The organism is Pseudomonas mucidolens (assembly GCF_900106045.1).
Taxonomy (GTDB): domain Bacteria; phylum Pseudomonadota; class Gammaproteobacteria; order Pseudomonadales; family Pseudomonadaceae; genus Aquipseudomonas; species Aquipseudomonas mucidolens.
Window position 1 is genome coordinate 730,689 of sequence record NZ_LT629802.1, and the last position, 16,324, is coordinate 747,012.

A 16,324-nucleotide genomic window follows, 5' to 3' on the forward strand; every position below is an offset into this window, starting at 1 on the left:
GTCTGTGTCGACGAAAGTCGTGTGGGCGTGGCCCAGGCATTCAGCGGCGGGGCAGGGTCTTCTGGCGCAGAATATAGATCGTCACCAGCACCGCGCTGATCAGCATGAGCGCACGGGCCCAAGGCAGCGGGACCAGGTAGCAGGACACGCCAATGCTCAGCCACATCAGACCGATCGCATACGACTTGCCCCTCAAGGGAATGCCATTGCCATCCAGGTAATCGCGAATCCACGGACCCAGGCGCGGGTGTTGCACCAGCCAGTCGTAGAAGCGCGGAGAGCTGCGGGCAAAGCAGGCTGCCGCGAGCAAGAGGAAAGGGGTGGTGGGTAATACCGGCAGGAATATCCCGATCACCCCGAGTACGACGCTCAACCAGCCAATGGCCAGCAGCGCGTAGCGTACAATCGGCGAGTGCTTGCCCATGGGTGTCACGGGCGAGGGACTTAGTGGTGGCGAGGCTTGAGGATCGCCGGTTTTTCGTCAGGTGCATTGCACAACAGGTACAGCGCAGTCAGTGCTTCCGGAATCTGTACGATCATGTCGTCCATCAAGTTAGCGTCGGCGGCGATGTCGGCGAACTCCGGCTGATCGTCGAACAAGCCGGAACCAACCATGATCGGCAGCAACATTTCGCTGACCTCTTCCTCGGCGGTTTCGAACCAGGCCGCTTCGCGCAGGAACACCCCTTCCATGAAACCGATGCACCAGCCGCGCAGGTCGGAGTCGTCCGGTTCTTCGCCGAGGTCCAGGTCGCAAGGCAGCTCGAATTCCTCGTCGGACGCCAGTTGGCGGGCAATGTGGGCCTTGAGGGCGAGCAGGGTGGATTCGATTTCCTCGCGCTGCGCGGCGTCTGCGTAGTGCGGTTCCTCGGCGAACAGCGCGTCGATCCACTCGCGCTCAGGCACCGACTCGGAGCAGATCGAAAGAGCCGTCAGATAGCCGTGGGCGGCCACGTAGTCCAGCGCCTCGTCGTGCAGCTCATCGGCATCGAGGAAGGCTTGCAGGCGGGTTAGTTGCTCAGCGAAGGACATTGAAGGACTACCTTGGGAATAAACGATGCTGAATTCTAGGCCTTCTTGAGCGCGCAGGCCAGCCGCACGGCATATTTGCAAGGTTATCCGTCGCAGCGCTATTCGTCAGTGGCACCCTTTGCCGGGTGGTGCTCGGGTATACTGCCGCGTTTTGTGATGCCCTTGCAGGCCCGGCGCCGTTCGCGGGAAAACTTCGCTTACGGATTATTTCCGTGCGATCGCGTTTTTTCAGCCAGCCTGTACAGAGGGATTTCGGTGGAATTTGGAGTTTTTCATGCTTGAACAGGCTCAGCGCGTCCTCAAGGACATCTTCGGCTACGACAGTTTTCGTGGCCGCCAGGGTGCAATCATTGAGCGCGTGGCCTGCGGCGGTGATGCGCTGGTTCTGATGCCTACCGGTGGTGGCAAGTCGCTGTGTTTCCAAGTGCCAGCACTGCTGCGCGAAGGGCTGGCGGTGGTGGTCTCGCCACTGATCGCGCTGATGGATGATCAGGTCGCCACCCTTGAAGAGCTGGGTGTTGCTGCCGCCTCCTTGAATTCCACCCTGAGCGCCGAACAACAGCGCGACCTCGCGGCCCGTATCCGCCGCGGTGAAGTGAAGATGCTTTACCTGGCACCCGAACGCCTGGTGCAGCCGCGCATGCTGGCGTTTCTGCAGAGCCTGGAAATTGCCCTGTTCGCCATCGACGAAGCCCACTGTGTATCCCAGTGGGGTCATGATTTCCGGCGTGAATACCTGCAGTTGGGGCAATTGGCGGAACTGTTTCCCGATGTACCGCGCATTGCCCTGACGGCCACCGCCGATAAGCGCACCCGTGAGGAAATCGTCGAGCGCCTGCATTTGCAGAAAGCCGAGCGTTTTCTGTCGAGTTTTGACCGGCCGAATATTTTCTATCGCATCGTGCCCAAGGAGCAGCCGCGCAAACAATTGCTGGCCTTCCTTTCAGAGCGGCGCAGCGATGCCGGCATCGTCTATTGCCTGTCGCGCAAGAAGGTCGATGAAGTCGCGGCGTTCCTTTGCGAACAGGGTTACCCGGCGCTGCCTTATCATGCCGGCCTGCCCAACGAACTGCGGGCCTATCATCAGAAGCGCTTCTTGAACGAAGAAGGCCTGATCATGGTTGCGACCATTGCGTTCGGCATGGGCATCGACAAATCCAACGTGCGTTTCGTCGCGCACATGGATCTGCCCAAGTCTCTCGAGGCGTACTACCAGGAAACCGGGCGTGCCGGGCGTGACGGCCTGCCGGCGGATGCCTGGATGGTCTACGGTCTGCAGGATGTGGTGATGCTCAAGCAGATGCTGCAGAACTCCGAAGGCGATGAGCGGCACAAACGGTTGGAGCAGCACAAACTCGATGCGATGTTGTCGTTGTGCGAAGAGACCCGCTGCCGGCGTCAGACGTTGCTCGCCTATTTCGACGAAGACATGCCCCAGCCGTGCGGCCATTGCGACAACTGCGTCGATGGTGTGCAGACCTGGGATGCCACCGAGCCCGCGCGACAAGGCCTGTCGGCGATCTACCGTACCGGCCAGCGATATGGCGTCGGGCATCTGGTGGACGTGCTGTTGGGCAAGGATAACGAGAAAGTCCGCAGTTTCGGCCATCAACACCTGTCCGTCTACGGGGTGGGCAAGGCGCGTGCCGAAGGCGAGTGGCGTTCGTTGTTCCGGCAAATGGTCGCCCGTGGCCTGGTCGACATCGACCTGGAAGGCTACGGTGGGCTGCGCTTGAACGACAGTTGCCGGCCGCTGCTCAAGGGCGAAGTCAGCCTTGAACTGCGCCGCGACCTGAAACCGCAGACCACGCCGAAGACCAGCACCAGCCAGGCCAGTCAACTGGTGCGAAGTGAGGAGCGCGAGCAGTGGGAAGCGTTACGGGCGTTGCGCCGCAAACTGGCGCAGGAGCACAGCGTGCCGCCCTATGTCATCTTCCCCGACTCCACCTTGCTGGAAATGCTCCGCGAGCAGCCGACCAGCATGGCCGAAATGGGTCGGGTCAGCGGCGTGGGTGCCCGCAAGCTGGAGCGTTATGGGCAGGCTTTCCTCGAAGTCATTGGCGGGCAGACCGAAGCGCCGAAGGAAATTGCCGATATCCGCCACGAATTGATCAGCCTGGCGCGGGCCGGAATGACCCCGATCCAGATTGCCGGGCAACTGCAATGCTCGGAAAAAAACGTCTACACCTTGCTGGCCGAGTCCATTGGCCAACAGCAATTGTCCCTGGACCAAGCCCTTGATTTACCCGAAGATTTGCTCGGCGAGATCCAGGATGCATTTCTCGACGGAGAAGGCGAATTGCCAGCGGTTTCCGACATCGCTCCGCTGTTCACTGGCAGGGTGCCGGAGGGTGTCTTGTACTGTGTCAGAGCCGCTTTGCAGTCGGAATTCGAAGTTTAATGTGGCAATTACGACAATGTAACGAAACAGTCCGTGGCTAACCTTGCCTCCTAACATGGGTCATGCTTAGCTGACTAATAATTAGCCAAACTTTATTTTCAGTCTAATCCATGAGTTTTTTATGTCGTTAACCGATCAACACCGTTTTGGCATGCAACTGGCGCAAATGTCTCGAGGCTGGCGCGCCGAGCTGGATCGTCGTCTGGCGGGGCTCGGTTTGTCCCAGGCACGCTGGCTGGTGCTGCTGCACCTGGCTCGCTTTGAAAACGCGCCCACGCAACGCGAATTGGCGCAAAGTGTGGGGGTTGAAGGGCCGACCCTGGCCCGGTTGCTCGACAGTCTGGAAAGCCAGGAGCTGGTGCAGCGCCAGGCGGTGGTCGAAGACCGTCGCGCCAAACGCATTGTACTGTGCGACACGGCACGTCCGCTGATCGAGCAGATCGAAACCATTGCCACGGCCTTGCGCCATGAACTTTTTGTGGGTGTTGACGAAGAGGATTTGGCGGTGTGCATGCGGGTGCATGGACACATCCTGGCGAACCTGGAAAAGTCCTGAGCCGTGCCTTGACCGTTCCCGCGCGCGGGAACGGTTACGTTGCTGACTTCAGAAGGTCTGCCCGAGGTTCAGGTACACCGCTTTCTGATTGGCGTCGTTGAACCCATAACTGAAATTCAGCGGTCCCAGCGGTGTATCGAAGCCGAGGAAAATACTCGCCGCGTTGATATAGCCGCTGTCGAACTCGTTATCGTTGTTCCAGGCCCGTCCGCGTTCCAGCGAAGCGCCCAGGTATAAAGGGAAGTCCAGCGGCAAGTATGAGCGCGGGGTCAGGCGACGATAGTAGACCGCGCGCATCAGGCTGACGTTCTGCCCTGAAATCGCGTCCTGGCGAAAGCCCGACAACTGTCGTGCACCACCCAGCAGGAAGCTCGAAATCACCACCTCCGAATCATCCAGCGTGCGCCCGTAGCGACCGCCCAGCACCAGCGTGTCCGGACCGTGGCTCATGGCCTTGTCCAACTTGAGTTCCCACTGGCGATAGCGTTGGTCGGAACCCAGCCCCGGCTCGAACTCACGGAAAGCCAGGCCGATTTCCTCGCCGGTGTGCGGGAAGTAGACGTTATCCAGCGTGTCGAAGGAGTACTTCAACTCGTAGAAGCCTTCGTTGAAGCTGACGCTTGGCAGGTCCCGGTCGCCGATGCGTACATCGGCGTTGCCCCAGGCTTCGCCGACACCGAAACGGATCTCGCCACTGTTGCCGATCTGTCGGCCAACGTTCAAGCCGAAGCCATAACGTTCCAGGCGATATTCCGAGATCGGATCGTTATCCAGGATCAGTTCGACGTTCTGTGCCTGGGCACTGATGTAAGGTGCGATGAAGTAGCGTGAGCCGGTATCCATAGGCTGGTAGAACTCGCTGTAAAGCTCCTGACGGTCGCCGATCTGCACGCGGGTAAGCCACTCGGCGCCGAGGCGATTGATACCGTTGACGCGGTAGCTGGCGCCAAGGTTGAAGGCGCTGTCGCCACGCATGTCATCGGACAGGTTCAGACCCAGTCGCAAATAATCGGTGCCACTGCGTTTGCCACGAGCGCTGATCACCAGAGTGTTGTCCTGAGCCTTTTTCACCACTCGGTATTGCACCTGCTCGAAGTAGTCCAGGCCGTACAGGGTTCCCATGTCAGATTGCAGTCGGCCCAGATCCAGTGGCTCGTCGATGGGCTGACGGATGTAGTAACGGATCACCTCATCACCGACTTTCGAGTCGTTTTCCACCTCGATCGCGGTGATCTTTGGATTGCGCCGGCCCGGTGTACGTGCGGCGTTCAGTTCGGCGTCGACCGAATCGACGGGGCGCAGGTGGGCCAGGCGCGCATCCAGGGTGCGAGTGGCGCGGTAACCCGCGTCGATCATCTCTTCGGCCCGACCAAAATCCGTCACGCCAAACGCCGCCAGCGGCGGTTGGATCAGCACATCGTCCGGACGCAGCGCCTTGAGTTGCTCTTCAGAATTGCTGCGGGTCATCAGGGTGATGGATTGGTTGAGCACGTCCACCACCGTCGCCAACTGCTTGCGGCTGCGTAATGGCGTACCGATGTCCACCACGATAGCCACATCGACCCCCATTTCCCGTGCCACATCCAACGGGATGTTGTCGGTCATGCCGCCATCCACCAGCAGGCGGCCGTCCAGTTCCACTGGCGCGAAGACAGCCGGGATCGACATGCTGGCGCGAATCACCTGAGGCAGGTGGCCCTTGCGAAACACGACTTTTTCGCCGCTGGTGATATCGGTGGCCACAGCCCGGAATGGGATGGGCAGCTTGTCGAAGTCCCGGGTGTCGCTGCTGTGAGCGAACATGCTTTCCAGCAACAGCGCCAGGTTCTGGCCCTGGATCACCCCCAGGGGTAGACCGAGGCTGCCATCGTCGCGAAAACTGAGCTTCTGCTTGATCAGAAAGTCCCGGTCATCCTGTTTGCGCCGGAACGGCACGTCTTCCCGGGGTGGGGCGTCGGACAGCGCCAACTGCCAGTCGATGTTCAGCGCCAGTTTTTCCAGCTCGTCGATCTTGTAGCCCGACGCGTACAGTCCGCCAATGACCGCGCCCATGCTGGTGCCGGCGATGGCATCGATATGAATGCCTTGCTCTTCCAGGGCCTTGAGCACGCCAATGTGCGCCAGGCCACGGGCGGCGCCGCCGGAGAGCACCAGGCCGACCTTTGGACGTGGTGTATCGACGGCGTGCACAAGGAGGGGGAACAGGCACAGCAGCAGGCAGGACAACAGGCGGCGCATCATCAATCTCGGGGCTGGACGATAAAGGCCGCTATTATAGCCATCCGATCAACCCGTCCTGTTATGTCCGGAGTCTGTCATTTCATGTCTGCGTCCAAGCCCGAGATCGTCATCACGTATTGCACGCAATGTCAGTGGCTGCTGCGCGCAGCGTGGCTGGCCCAGGAATTGTTGAGCACGTTTGCCGACGACCTCGGCAAAGTGGCGTTGGAACCCGCCACCGGTGGCGTGTTTCGTATCACCTGCGACGCTGTGCAGATTTGGGAACGCAAGGTCGATGGTGGCTTTCCGGAGGCCAAGGTGCTCAAGCAGCGGGTGCGCGACCAGATCGACCCGCAGCGCGACCTGGGGCACAACGATCGCACGCAATAGACGATGGTTGTGCCCCAGGTCGCGGGCGATAGGTCATTTAGCCGCCATCTTGTTCTTGATCCAGCCGATGACAAATGTCAGGACCAGTCCGCCGACGCCACCGCCGACTATATTGCTGCCGACCGCCGCGACATCCATTGCACCGCCAGCCGGCATGCCGGTGACGGCTGTGAGAATCTGGCCCAGCACCAGGCCGCCAACCCCGCCGATCACGGTGTTGAGTCCTGAACCCATGCCTTGCTTGCTTAAACCGGCCAGATTGCCGCCAATCGCACCACTGATGATCTGAATGATCAGGTTGATGAACATGTCCATGGTAAAACTCCTGCCTGGCGTTTAGGGAGTGACCACTCGCATGCAGCAACTTCAGGGACTATGGCTGTCGTCGAGGAGTCAGTATCCGTTGAACGACTACTGACTGTTGCGGACAGCAAGAGTATAGATCAGGCCACGGCAGTCGGCTGTTTGGCTTTGCCGGCGCTGCCCATTAGGCCCGAGACGACGATGGCGACGATGATCAGCGTGCCACCCAGCAACATGCGCAGGGTCGGGTTTTCGTCGAACAACAACCAGGCCACGGTGATGCCGTAGACCGGCTCCATGGCAAAGACCACCGCGGCCGTGCGCGCCTTGAGCACAGCGAGGCTGGCGACAAACAGGCTGTGGGCCAGGCCGGTGCAGAACACGCCGAGCAGGCCGATCCACAACCAGTCCAGTGCGCGCACGTCGGCCAGGCCGGGCGCCGCCACTGGCAGCAAGCAGAGCGCGACCACCATGTTCTGGCATAACGCGGCCTGCACCGGCGGGATGCTTGCGCTGGCGCGATTGTTGAGTGACAGCAGCGAAAACAGCAGGCCGGAGCCGACTGCCCAGATCAAACCGCTGGTGGCCTGGCTGGCGAGGTCGAAATCCGGCGTGACCAGCACCAGGCCGACACTCACCAAGATCACCAAGACGACTTCATTGGCGCGAATCCGTTCGCGGAAGATCAGCCCCTCGAGGATCACCGTGAAAGCCGGAAAGGTGGCGAAACCCAGCGTCGCAATCGCGACGCCGGCGACCTTCACCGCGATAAAAAAACTCACCCAGTGTCCGGCCAACAGCAGGCCGCTCAGGAGTAGGCGTCGCCAATCGGCGCTGTACAGCTTCTGCCATGGCGTATTGCTGGCGAAGCGCGCGAACACCGCCAGTGCGATCACGGCGAATGCGGCTCGACCAAACACGATCATGTTCGGCGACGCGGCGGCGAGTTTGCCGAGGACCCCGGTGAGGCCAAACATCAATGCACCGATGTGCAGGGCGCCGAGGGCGGTGCGGGGAGTCATGACGATCCTTAAGCAATAAGCAGGCTGGCGCCCAGTGTAGAGCTGTGAGTAGCGCGATGTCTGTCGTGGAAGTCGCGGGTTTTGTCGCAGGACTAGCGCGCTTGGTCGAGCTGTCGCAAGGCCCCCGGGGCGCTGCCGAACTCGCGCAGCATCGCGGCGGCAAAGGCGCTTTGCGATCCGTAGCCGACCCGACCGGCAATCTCACCGATGGGCAGGTGAGTGTCGCGCAACAATCCACGTGCCATCTGCAGGCGGCGGGCGCGGATGTACTCCATCGGTGTTTGCCCGCATTCGGCGAGAAACCGTGCATGCAGTCGGGCGACCGATAGATCGGCGAGCCGGGCCAGGTCCGCGACTTGCAACGGGTAAGCGGCCTGTTGATCGATATGCGCGTTGAACGCGCCAAAGGGTAAGCGTCGGCTCCCGTGCCGAGCGGCTGCCGGGCCGTTGAGGGAGGCCAGTAACAGGACCGCGCCCTGCTGGGCGATCAGCGGGTCTTGCAGCGGGCTGCCCGCCAACCAGTTGACCAACTGGCCTTGCCGGGCGTCCAGCAGCACGCGTGCGGGTTGATCCAGCAAGCGGCGGCTGGCATCGGCGTGTTCTCCCAGCGATTGCACCAGCCACTGCTCATCAGGCACATCCAGTACCAGGCAATGACTGCCTTGGGGACTGCCGCAGGCGTGATGCGTGGAGAAGGGCAGGACCATGACCCCGTGCGGGCGTATTTCGCCGCCGACACCTTCCACCTCGAAGTCCAGGCGACCGGCCAGGCCGAACACCAGTTGCGCGTGGTCGTGACTGTGGGAAATCAGGTCGTGGGTGTAGTGACGCAGCGTCAGGGTCGGTCTCATTGCAATCTCCCGGGCAGGCCGGCAGTTTACACCGCTTGTGCCCCGGCAAACGCTGTCATCAGATTGACGCAACACTGTCATGGGCTATTAATCGCCAGGGAGCAAGCTCGCGAAAACACCGTTGAGGTATGCCCATGACCAGCGCCGAGCTCGCCAAACCCAGCCGCAAGCAACGGGTCCGTACCCTGTGGATTTCCGACGTGCACTTGGGCACCCGGGATTGTCAGGCGGAACACCTGTCGCGATTTCTCAAGGGCTACCACGCCGATCGAGTGTATCTGGTGGGCGATATCATCGATGGCTGGAAAATGCGCGGCGGCATGTATTGGCCACAAGCCCACACCAATGTGATCCGTCGGCTGCTGACCATGAGCAAACGCGGCACCGAGGTGATTTACGTCACCGGCAACCACGATGAGTTTCTGCGGCGTTATTCGAAACTGATCCTGGGCAATATCCAACTGGTGGATGAAGCGGTCCACGTGACGGCCGATGGGCGCCACTTGCTGGTCATCCACGGCGACCAGTTCGATGTCATCACCCGTTATCACCGCTGGCTGGCGTTTCTCGGCGATTCAGCCTACGAATTTACCCTGACCCTCAACCGTTGGCTGAACCATTGGCGGGCCCGCTACGGTTATGGCTACTGGTCGCTGTCGGCCTACCTCAAGCACAAGGTGAAAACCGCGGTGAGTTTTATCAGTGACTTCGAAGAGGCCATCGCCCACGAGGTGACCCGGCGCGAACTGCATGGCGTGGTGTGCGGGCATATCCACCACGCGGAAATTCGCAAGGTAGGCGAGGTGGACTATCTCAACTGTGGCGATTGGGTGGAGTCGTGTACGGCGTTGATCGAACACTGGGACGGGCATATCGAGTTGTATCGATTGTCCGACGAGCAGGCCAGGGACGCACAGCTCAAGGCTGAGATGGTGGTGGGCTGACGATCACCGCGGTCAAAAAAGTGGGGCGAGCAAGCCCGCTTGTGTCTTGATCTAGGAATAAACTCTGGGGTGAGAGGGGTGGATGGCAAGCTGCAAGTCCGCGGTGCTCAAAGCACGTGTGGGAGCCGAGCTGCCATCCACCTTTCCACTCTGGCCTACAAGCCCGAACAGTTGGACGAGCAGCCACTCGAAATCACAAGCGTGGGCAAAGCCAGAGCACTCTCACATCTGAGTGTAAGAGGGTTTTGCCATGATTTCCTGGGTCGGTATCGACATCTCAAAATCAAACCTTGTCGTCTGGGTTAAACCACAGAGCGAAGGTTTCGATGTTTCAAACACTTCAGAAGGATTTCTTGAGCTGATTCGACGATTGAGTCAGTTTGAAGTCAGTCTGATTTTGCTGGAGGCCACCGGGGGCTATGAGCGTAATGCCATGGCGGCTCTGCAAGGCGCAAACTTCAAGGTGCTCAGGGTCAATCCTCGCCGAGCCAGATCCTTTGCCGTGGCGATGGGCAAGAATGCGAAGACTGACGCTATTGATGCGGCCGTTCTAGCAGACTTTGCTGAAGTGCTGAATGCCTCAAGCAGCAAGGTTATTTCGCCTGAGCGTGAAGCGCTCCGCGAGCTGGTTCAGCAGCGCGAGCATTTCGTTCAGCAACGAGACGACAATAAGCGCCGTCTTCAGCAAGCCCAGCTACCAGCCGTTATTGCGCTGATCAAAGGCCATATTCACTTCCTGCAAACGCAAATCAGGCAACTTGATAAGGCCATCAATCAGAGCATGCACGAACTGGACGCAGAAAAAGCCCAGCGGCTCATCTCTGTTAAAGGTATCGGTACGGTTGCCACCGCGAGTTTGCTGGTTTATCTGCCCGAACTAGGTGAGCTTGATCGCCGTGAGGTTGCGGCCTTGGCAGGTATCGCGCCCTTGAACGACGACAGCGGTAATCACAGCGGGAAGCGACATATCTATGGAGGCAGAGCCCGTGTCAGACGGGCTCTGTACATGTCCTGCTGGGTTGTAATCCGCCATCAGCCCGACTTCAAGGCACGCTACGAAGGCCTTCGAGAGCGAGGTAAGAGCGCGAAGGTCGCGCTCATCGCCTGCATGCGTGTACTGCTGATTAGGCTCAATGCCATGTTGCGAGATGGCACTGAGTGGCGGTGACGAATGGCATGGTGAAGACAGTTGCTCCCACATTTGCATCGCGTTTTGCCTCAGTCTTTACAGACGTCTGCAATGGCCTCAGCAAGTAACCCTAGGCGCGTTTCATCGATCCCGGCGACGTTCGCACGCCCGGAGCTGACCATGTACACGCTGTGTTTTTCCCGCAGTTGTTGCACCTGCCCGGCGCTCAAACCGGTGTAGGAAAACATCCCGCGTTGCACGCCAATATGCGCGAATCGCTCTGACAAACCATGGGGCGCCAACGCTTCTACCAACCCCGAGCGCAGCTGCGCGATCCGCGAGCGCATGGCTTCGACTTCCGTGCTCCAGAGCTGTTTCAGCGCGGCGTCACCGAGAATGGTCGCGACGACCGCAGCCCCGTGATCCGGCGGCGTCGACCACAGGTTGCGTGCGATAAAGGCCAGTTGGCTGCGCACATCCAGCAGCTTTTCAGCCGCGTCGGCGCAGACGATCAGCGCGCCCACACGATCGCTGTACAAGCCGAAGTTCTTCGAGCAAGAGCTGGTGATCAGCACTTCGGGCAATTCATTGGCAAACAGCCGGACCGCCCAGGCGTCTTGTTCCAGGCCGTCGCCAAAGCCCTGGTAGGCGAAGTCGATCAGCGGCAGCAGTTGGCGCTCGCGGACGATCTCCAGCACCTGGCGCCAGTCATCCCGGGACAGATCGAAGCCGCTGGGGTTGTGGTAGCAGGCGTGCAGCAGCACCACGTCACCCTTGGGCACGTTGGTCAGGGTCGCGAGCATCGCCGCTACGTCCAGGCGATTGTCACTGTCGACGTAAGGGTAGTGGCTGACCTTGAGTCCGGCCTTGGCAAAAATGCTTTCGTGGATCGGCCATGTCGGATTGCTCAGCCATACGCCGCGCCCCGGCAGGTTGTGGGCGATGAAATCGGCGCTCAGGCGCAGGGCGCCCGTGCCGCCCGGGGTTTGGGTCGCGCCGGCACGACGTGCCTTGAGCAGTGGCGACTCGGCGCCCAGCACCAACTCGCTGATCAACGTGCCAAAGGCGGCATTGCCATGTCCGCCGATGTAGGTCTTGGTGGTCTGCTGCTCGACCAGCCGCTGCTCGGCACGTTTCACCGCTTGCAGAATCGGTGTCAGGCCCTGGGCATCTTTGTAGACGCCCACCCCGAGGTCGAACTTTTGCGGGTTCGGGTCTTTGGCATAAGACTCCATCAACCCGAGGATCGGGTCGCCGGGGACGCGGCCAATGGCGGCGAAATGCATCACTTGCGGCCCTCGGCATCCTTGGCCACTTCGTCAGTGCGCGCAGCCATGATGAAGTCGTTGCGGTGCAGGCCCTTGATCGAATGGCTCCACCAGGTCACGGTGACTTTGCCCCACTCGGTGAGCAGACCAGGGTGGTGACCTTCGGCCTCGGAGATCTCGCCGATGGCGTTGGTGAAGGCCAGGGCAAACTTGAAGTTCTTGAACAGAAAGACCTTTTCCAGCTGCATCACGCCATCGCGCACTTCGATGTTCCAGTCGGGGATCTGTTTGATCAGCACCGGCAATTCTTCATCGCTGACTTGCGGGGCGTCGGCGCGGCAGGCTTCGCAGTGGGCTTGGTTCAAGGTGGTCATGAGCGTGTTCCTGAAATCGAGTGGGTGGAAGTCAGTCGTCAGTGGCGTCACCCTAAAGCAACGCGCGGCCAGGGCATAGACTCACCTGGCGATAAAGGCAGGCGTTCAGGCCGCCTTGGGTTTGGGTGGGAACAGCGGCGCGTGCAGACCCAACTGCATGCCGCGCTCGACCATGCCCATGATGTCCTCCTGCGCCACTTCGAACAGGCGCTTGAGAGTGGGCAGGACAAAGTACAACGGTTGCAGGATGTCGATGCGATAAGGCGTGCGCATGGCTTCCAGCGGATCGAAGGCTTGATGCTTGGGCTGGTCCGACAGGCAGTACACGGTCTCTTTGGGCGAGGACAGAATACCGCCCCCGTAGATGCGTCGGCCTTCTGGCGTGTCCACCAGTCCGAACTCGATGGTCATCCAGTACAGGCGGGCAAGGTACACGCGCTGCTCTTTGGTGGCTGCGAGGCCAAGCTTGCCGTAGGTGTGGGTGAATTCGGCGAACCAAGGGTTGGTCAGCAGTGGGCAATGGCCGAATATCTCGTGGAAAATGTCCGGCTCTTGCAGGTAATCCAGTTCTTCGCGGGTACGAATAAAGGTCGCCACCGGAAACTGCTTATTGGCGAGCAATTCAAAGAAGGTCTGAAAGGGAATCAGCGCGGGTACCCGGGCAACTTGCCAGCCCGTGGTTTCGGCCAGCACTTTATTGATATCCGCCAGTTGCGGGATACGGTCGTGGGGCAGGGCGAGCTTGTCGATGCCGTCCAGGTATTCCTGGCAGGCGCGACCCTCGATCACTTTCAGTTGACGAGTGATCAGGGTATTCCACACCGCGTGTTCTTCAGGCGGGTAGTGGATAAAACCTTGCGCGTCGGGCTCGCGGGCCACGTACTGCGTCTGCTTCATACGGCTCTCCTGCTAGGCATTCGTTCTTGTTATATCCTGCTATGAGCCTATTGATACCTCTCCCGCAGCTGGATTCCAGCCACCTGTTGTCCAGGTAAGTAGGAAAAGTCTGCATGTTTTGTAAACTATTCGTTACGTCTTGTGCGTCGAGTGCTGGGGATTGCGATTTGCAGGTTTAAAAAGGCCGATGGCTGTCACATAATCTTGACAATTATCTGCGTCCGGCGGCAAAAAGACGCAGTCCGATCAGCCCTTCTCTAACCCATCGGGCCTTTTCATGCGTATCAAAGTGCATTGCCAGAACCGTATCGGCATCCTGCGGGACATCCTCAATCTGCTGGTCGAGTACGGGGTCAACGTCGCCAAAGGCGAAGTCGGTGGCGAGCATGGCAACGCCATTTACCTGTACTGCCCGAATCTGGTGAACATGCAATTCCAGGCGTTGCGCCCGCAGTTCGCGGCGATTGCCGGGGTATTTGGGGTCAAGCGCGTAGGGTTGATGCCGAGCGAGCGTAGGCATATGGAACTCAACGCCTTGTTGGGGGGCGCTGGAGTTCCCGGTGTTGTCCATCGACATGGGCGGCTCGATTGTCGCGGCCAACCGGGCTGCGGCGCAATTGCTCGGGGTGCGGGTGGACGAAGTCCCCGGGATTCCCTTGTCGCGCTACGCCGAAGACTTCGACTTGCCGGAGCTGGTGCGTGCCAGTAAATCGCGGATCAATGGCTTGCGGGTCAAGGTCAAGGGCGACGTATTCCTCGCCGACATCGCACCGCTGCAGTCTGCGGAACACGATGACAGCGAAGCCATGGCGGGTGCCGTGCTGACCCTGCACCGCGCCGACCGGGTCGGAGAACGCATCTACAACGTGCGCAAACAAGAGTTGCGCGGCTTCGACAGTATTTTCCAAAGCTCCAAAGTCATGGCCGCCGTGGTCCGTGAAGCCCGGCGCATGGCGCCGCTGGATGCGCCGCTATTAATAGAAGGTGAAACCGGCACCGGCAAGGAACTGCTGGCCCGTGCCTGTCACCTCGCCAGCCCGCGCGGGCAATCGCCATTGATGGCGCTTAATTGCGCGGGCTTGCCGGAGTCCATGGCTGAAACCGAGCTGTTCGGCTACGGGCCTGGCGCCTTTGAAGGGGCCAGGGCCGAGGGCAAGCTGGGCCTGCTGGAGTTGACCGCCGGCGGCACATTGTTTCTCGACGGCGTCGGGGAAATGAGCGCGCGGTTGCAGGCGAAGCTGCTGCGTTTTTTGCAGGACGGTTGTTTTCGCCGAGTAGGCAGTGATGAAGAGGTTTACCTGGATGTCCGGGTGATCTGCGCGACCCAGGTGGATTTGTCGGAGCTGTGTGCCCGTGGCGAGTTTCGGCAGGATTTGTATCATCGGTTAAACGTGCTGTCGCTGCATATCCCGCCGCTGCGTGAATGCCTGGATGGCTTGCCACCGCTGGTGGAGCATTTTCTCGATCAGGCCAGCCGGTTGATTGGCTGCCCGTTGCCGAAGCTGGCGCCGGCGGCGATGGAGCGGCTCAGTCATTATCATTGGCCGGGCAATGTACGGCAGTTGGAGAACGTGTTGTTTCAGGCGGTTTCTCTGTGTGACGGAGGGACGGTCAAGGCCGAGCATATTCGCTTGCCGGATTACGGCGTGCGTCAGCCGCTTGGCGATTTCTCTCTTGAGGGCGACCTGGAAGAGATTGTCGGGCGGTTTGAAAAGGCGGTGCTGGAGCGATTGTATGTGGATCATCCGAGTAGTCGGCTGCTGGGCAAGCGGTTGGGGGTTTCGCATACGACCATTGCCAATAAGTTGCGCGCGCATGAGGTAGTCAAGGTCCTGTAGGAGCGAGCTTGCTCGCGAAAAACCTGAATTCGCCTCGGGGGGGCCAGATTTCCCCCGTCATCGTTAACTATTTTCGCGAGCAGGCTCGCTCCTACAGGTAGGGAGCTTGCTCACAAAAAGCCGGCCACCCCACAGGTTGCGTTGCTTAACTGGGACTCGCGCGCATTGCCGCAACCGGCACAATCCCGCCGTTTTTCCGTCTCCCCTCAATCCCCACTCCACCCAGGTCACCCCGCAACCCCTTGCTCTGCCTGCCTTTGCGAAGATTTCAAAAAGTTGGTGCGTAAATTGCTAAAGACTCTTCAGTGCAACGGTGGGCGGCAAACGTCCGTCAGGAAGAGGAATGAGCGTGGACAAGTACCTTTATGTGGCAATGACCGGCGCCAGCCAGAACGCACTGGCGCAAAAGGCTCATGCCAACAATCTGGCGAACATTTCCACCAACGGCTTTCAGCGAGACTTGGAACAGGCCCGCTCAATGCCGGTGTTTGGTGACAGCTTTCCGGCGCGGGCGTTTGCCTTGACCGAGCGGCCGGGCACCGATTTTTCTCCGGGTTCCATGGTCGAGACCGGTCGCGACCTTGACGTCGCCGTCGGCGGTGATGGTTGGATCGCGGTGCAAACCCCGGATGGCGGCGAAGCCTACGTGCGTACCGCCAGCATGAACATCGACGCACTGGGCGTTCTGCGGGCCGGCAACGGCATGCCGATCATGGGCAACGGCGGGCCGATCGCGGTGCCGCCCGAGCAGAAAGTCGAAGTCGGCGAAGACGGCACCATCAGCATCCGCGCCATGGGCGAAGACCCGCGGGTGATGGCTGAGGTGGATCGCATCAAGCTGGTCAAGCCGGACCTCGCCAACATGACCAAAGGGCTGGACGGCGCGATCCATACCAAGGACGGCCAGCCAGCACCGGTCGATGCCAGCGTCAAGGTGGTCTCGGGTTTTCTGCAGTCAAGCAACGTCAATGCCGTCGAAGAAATGACCGCGGTGCTGGCCCTGTCCAAGCAATTCGAGCTGCACATCAAAATGATGAACAGCGCCAAAGAAGACGATCAGGCCATGACCCGTGTCATGCAGATGAGCTGATAGCCGCCT

The 16,324-nt window shown here is 60.1% G+C and carries 15 protein-coding genes and 1 pseudogene; 7 read left to right on the plus strand and 9 right to left on the minus strand.

The genetic code is table 11. The features are described 5' to 3' along the window. Window positions 1–40: 40 nt before the first annotated feature. Together BLU75_RS03635 and BLU75_RS03640 are read right to left on the minus strand one after the other, a co-directional pair. Window positions 41–424, minus strand: a complete 384-nt coding sequence (locus BLU75_RS03635; protein WP_084379384.1) for a YbaN family protein — start codon at window positions 422–424, stop codon at window positions 41–43. 20 nt (window positions 425–444) lie between these two features. Beyond that, a complete protein-coding gene (locus BLU75_RS03640) occupies window positions 445–1,032 on the minus strand; it encodes a UPF0149 family protein (protein ID WP_084379383.1) in 588 nt (195 codons plus the stop codon). 274 nt (window positions 1,033–1,306) lie between these two features. Between BLU75_RS03640 and recQ the strand changes: the two genes are divergently transcribed. Both recQ and BLU75_RS03650 read left to right on the plus strand, forming a co-directional pair. Beyond that, window positions 1,307–3,433, plus strand: coding sequence for a DNA helicase RecQ (gene recQ / locus BLU75_RS03645; protein WP_084379382.1), 2,127 nt, complete (start codon window positions 1,307–1,309; stop codon window positions 3,431–3,433). 121 nt (window positions 3,434–3,554) lie between these two features. Beyond that, the gene (locus BLU75_RS03650) at window positions 3,555–3,989 is read left to right on the plus strand and encodes a MarR family transcriptional regulator (protein ID WP_084379381.1); all 435 of its coding nucleotides are present in this window, start codon (window positions 3,555–3,557) and stop codon (window positions 3,987–3,989) included. A 48-nt stretch (window positions 3,990–4,037) separates the two neighbouring features. Here the strand turns inward: BLU75_RS03650 and BLU75_RS03655 are convergent, their stop codons facing one another. Beyond that, window positions 4,038–6,227 (minus strand): patatin-like phospholipase family protein, encoded by a 2,190-nt coding sequence (locus BLU75_RS03655; protein WP_084379380.1) that lies wholly within the window; start codon window positions 6,225–6,227, stop codon window positions 4,038–4,040. A gap of 84 nt (window positions 6,228–6,311) precedes the next feature. Between BLU75_RS03655 and BLU75_RS03660 the strand changes: the two genes are divergently transcribed. Then, window positions 6,312–6,599, plus strand: coding sequence for an Rdx family protein (locus tag BLU75_RS03660; protein WP_084379379.1), 288 nt, complete (start codon window positions 6,312–6,314; stop codon window positions 6,597–6,599). A gap of 33 nt (window positions 6,600–6,632) precedes the next feature. Here BLU75_RS03660 and BLU75_RS03665 read toward each other — a convergent pair whose 3' ends face one another. The 3 genes from BLU75_RS03665 to BLU75_RS03675 form a co-directional block, all read right to left on the minus strand. Then, the gene (locus BLU75_RS03665) at window positions 6,633–6,914 is read right to left on the minus strand and encodes a hypothetical protein (RefSeq protein WP_084379378.1); all 282 of its coding nucleotides are present in this window, start codon (window positions 6,912–6,914) and stop codon (window positions 6,633–6,635) included. A 128-nt stretch (window positions 6,915–7,042) separates the two neighbouring features. After that, a complete protein-coding gene (locus BLU75_RS03670) occupies window positions 7,043–7,924 on the minus strand; it encodes a DMT family transporter (RefSeq protein WP_084379377.1) in 882 nt (293 codons plus the stop codon). Between the two features lie 92 nt (window positions 7,925–8,016). Further along, window positions 8,017–8,775, minus strand: a complete 759-nt coding sequence (locus BLU75_RS03675) for a helix-turn-helix transcriptional regulator (protein WP_084379376.1) — start codon at window positions 8,773–8,775, stop codon at window positions 8,017–8,019. Window positions 8,776–8,909: 134 nt separating this feature from the next. On the opposite strand from BLU75_RS03675, the gene BLU75_RS03680 reads away from it, so the two are divergent. Together BLU75_RS03680 and BLU75_RS03685 are read left to right on the plus strand one after the other, a co-directional pair. Further along, complete coding sequence (locus tag BLU75_RS03680) at window positions 8,910–9,719, plus strand: UDP-2,3-diacylglucosamine diphosphatase (protein ID WP_084379375.1); 810 nt, start codon at window positions 8,910–8,912, stop codon at window positions 9,717–9,719. Window positions 9,720–9,969: 250 nt separating this feature from the next. Beyond that, a complete protein-coding gene (locus BLU75_RS03685; RefSeq protein ID WP_084381955.1) occupies window positions 9,970–10,887 on the plus strand; it encodes an IS110 family transposase in 918 nt (305 codons plus the stop codon). Between the two features lie 50 nt (window positions 10,888–10,937). Here the strand turns inward: BLU75_RS03685 and BLU75_RS03690 are convergent, their stop codons facing one another. The 3 genes from BLU75_RS03690 to phhA form a co-directional block, all read right to left on the minus strand. After that, complete coding sequence (locus tag BLU75_RS03690; RefSeq protein WP_172832061.1) at window positions 10,938–12,137, minus strand: amino acid aminotransferase; 1,200 nt, start codon at window positions 12,135–12,137, stop codon at window positions 10,938–10,940. Beyond that, window positions 12,134–12,490, minus strand: coding sequence for a 4a-hydroxytetrahydrobiopterin dehydratase (locus tag BLU75_RS03695; protein ID WP_084380689.1), 357 nt, complete (start codon window positions 12,488–12,490; stop codon window positions 12,134–12,136). The genes BLU75_RS03690 and BLU75_RS03695 overlap by 4 nt, the downstream gene beginning before the upstream one ends. 105 nt (window positions 12,491–12,595) lie before the next feature. After that, the gene (gene phhA, locus BLU75_RS03700; RefSeq protein ID WP_084380691.1) at window positions 12,596–13,387 is read right to left on the minus strand and encodes a phenylalanine 4-monooxygenase; all 792 of its coding nucleotides are present in this window, start codon (window positions 13,385–13,387) and stop codon (window positions 12,596–12,598) included. Window positions 13,388–13,664: 277 nt separating this feature from the next. Here phhA and BLU75_RS03705 point away from each other — a divergent pair. Together BLU75_RS03705 and BLU75_RS03710 are read left to right on the plus strand one after the other, a co-directional pair. Then, a pseudogene (locus BLU75_RS03705) lies at window positions 13,665–15,225 on the plus strand (sigma-54-dependent transcriptional regulator). Window positions 15,226–15,574: 349 nt separating this feature from the next. Next, window positions 15,575–16,315, plus strand: a complete 741-nt coding sequence (locus BLU75_RS03710) for a flagellar basal body rod protein FlgF (RefSeq protein WP_084380818.1) — start codon at window positions 15,575–15,577, stop codon at window positions 16,313–16,315. Window positions 16,316–16,324 lie beyond the last annotated feature (9 nt).

What these genes read in the sequence shown, in the direction of transcription:
- BLU75_RS03635 (WP_084379384.1), bottom strand. Translation starts at nt 424, where the DNA reads ATGGGCAAGCACTCGCCGATTGTACGCTACGCGCTGCTGGCCATTGGC.
- BLU75_RS03640 (WP_084379383.1), bottom strand. Translation starts at nt 1,032, where the DNA reads ATGTCCTTCGCTGAGCAACTAACCCGCCTGCAAGCCTTCCTCGATGCC.
- recQ (WP_084379382.1), top strand. Translation starts at nt 1,307, where the DNA reads ATGCTTGAACAGGCTCAGCGCGTCCTCAAGGACATCTTCGGCTACGAC.
- BLU75_RS03650 (WP_084379381.1), top strand. Translation starts at nt 3,555, where the DNA reads ATGTCGTTAACCGATCAACACCGTTTTGGCATGCAACTGGCGCAAATG.
- BLU75_RS03655 (WP_084379380.1), bottom strand. Translation starts at nt 6,227, where the DNA reads ATGCGCCGCCTGTTGTCCTGCCTGCTGCTGTGCCTGTTCCCCCTCCTT.
- BLU75_RS03660 (WP_084379379.1), top strand. Translation starts at nt 6,312, where the DNA reads ATGTCTGCGTCCAAGCCCGAGATCGTCATCACGTATTGCACGCAATGT.
- BLU75_RS03665 (WP_084379378.1), bottom strand. Translation starts at nt 6,914, where the DNA reads ATGGACATGTTCATCAACCTGATCATTCAGATCATCAGTGGTGCGATT.
- BLU75_RS03670 (WP_084379377.1), bottom strand. Translation starts at nt 7,924, where the DNA reads ATGACTCCCCGCACCGCCCTCGGCGCCCTGCACATCGGTGCATTGATG.
- BLU75_RS03675 (WP_084379376.1), bottom strand. Translation starts at nt 8,775, where the DNA reads ATGAGACCGACCCTGACGCTGCGTCACTACACCCACGACCTGATTTCC.
- BLU75_RS03680 (WP_084379375.1), top strand. Translation starts at nt 8,910, where the DNA reads ATGACCAGCGCCGAGCTCGCCAAACCCAGCCGCAAGCAACGGGTCCGT.
- BLU75_RS03685 (WP_084381955.1), top strand. Translation starts at nt 9,970, where the DNA reads ATGATTTCCTGGGTCGGTATCGACATCTCAAAATCAAACCTTGTCGTC.
- BLU75_RS03695 (WP_084380689.1), bottom strand. Translation starts at nt 12,490, where the DNA reads ATGACCACCTTGAACCAAGCCCACTGCGAAGCCTGCCGCGCCGACGCC.
- phhA (WP_084380691.1), bottom strand. Translation starts at nt 13,387, where the DNA reads ATGAAGCAGACGCAGTACGTGGCCCGCGAGCCCGACGCGCAAGGTTTT.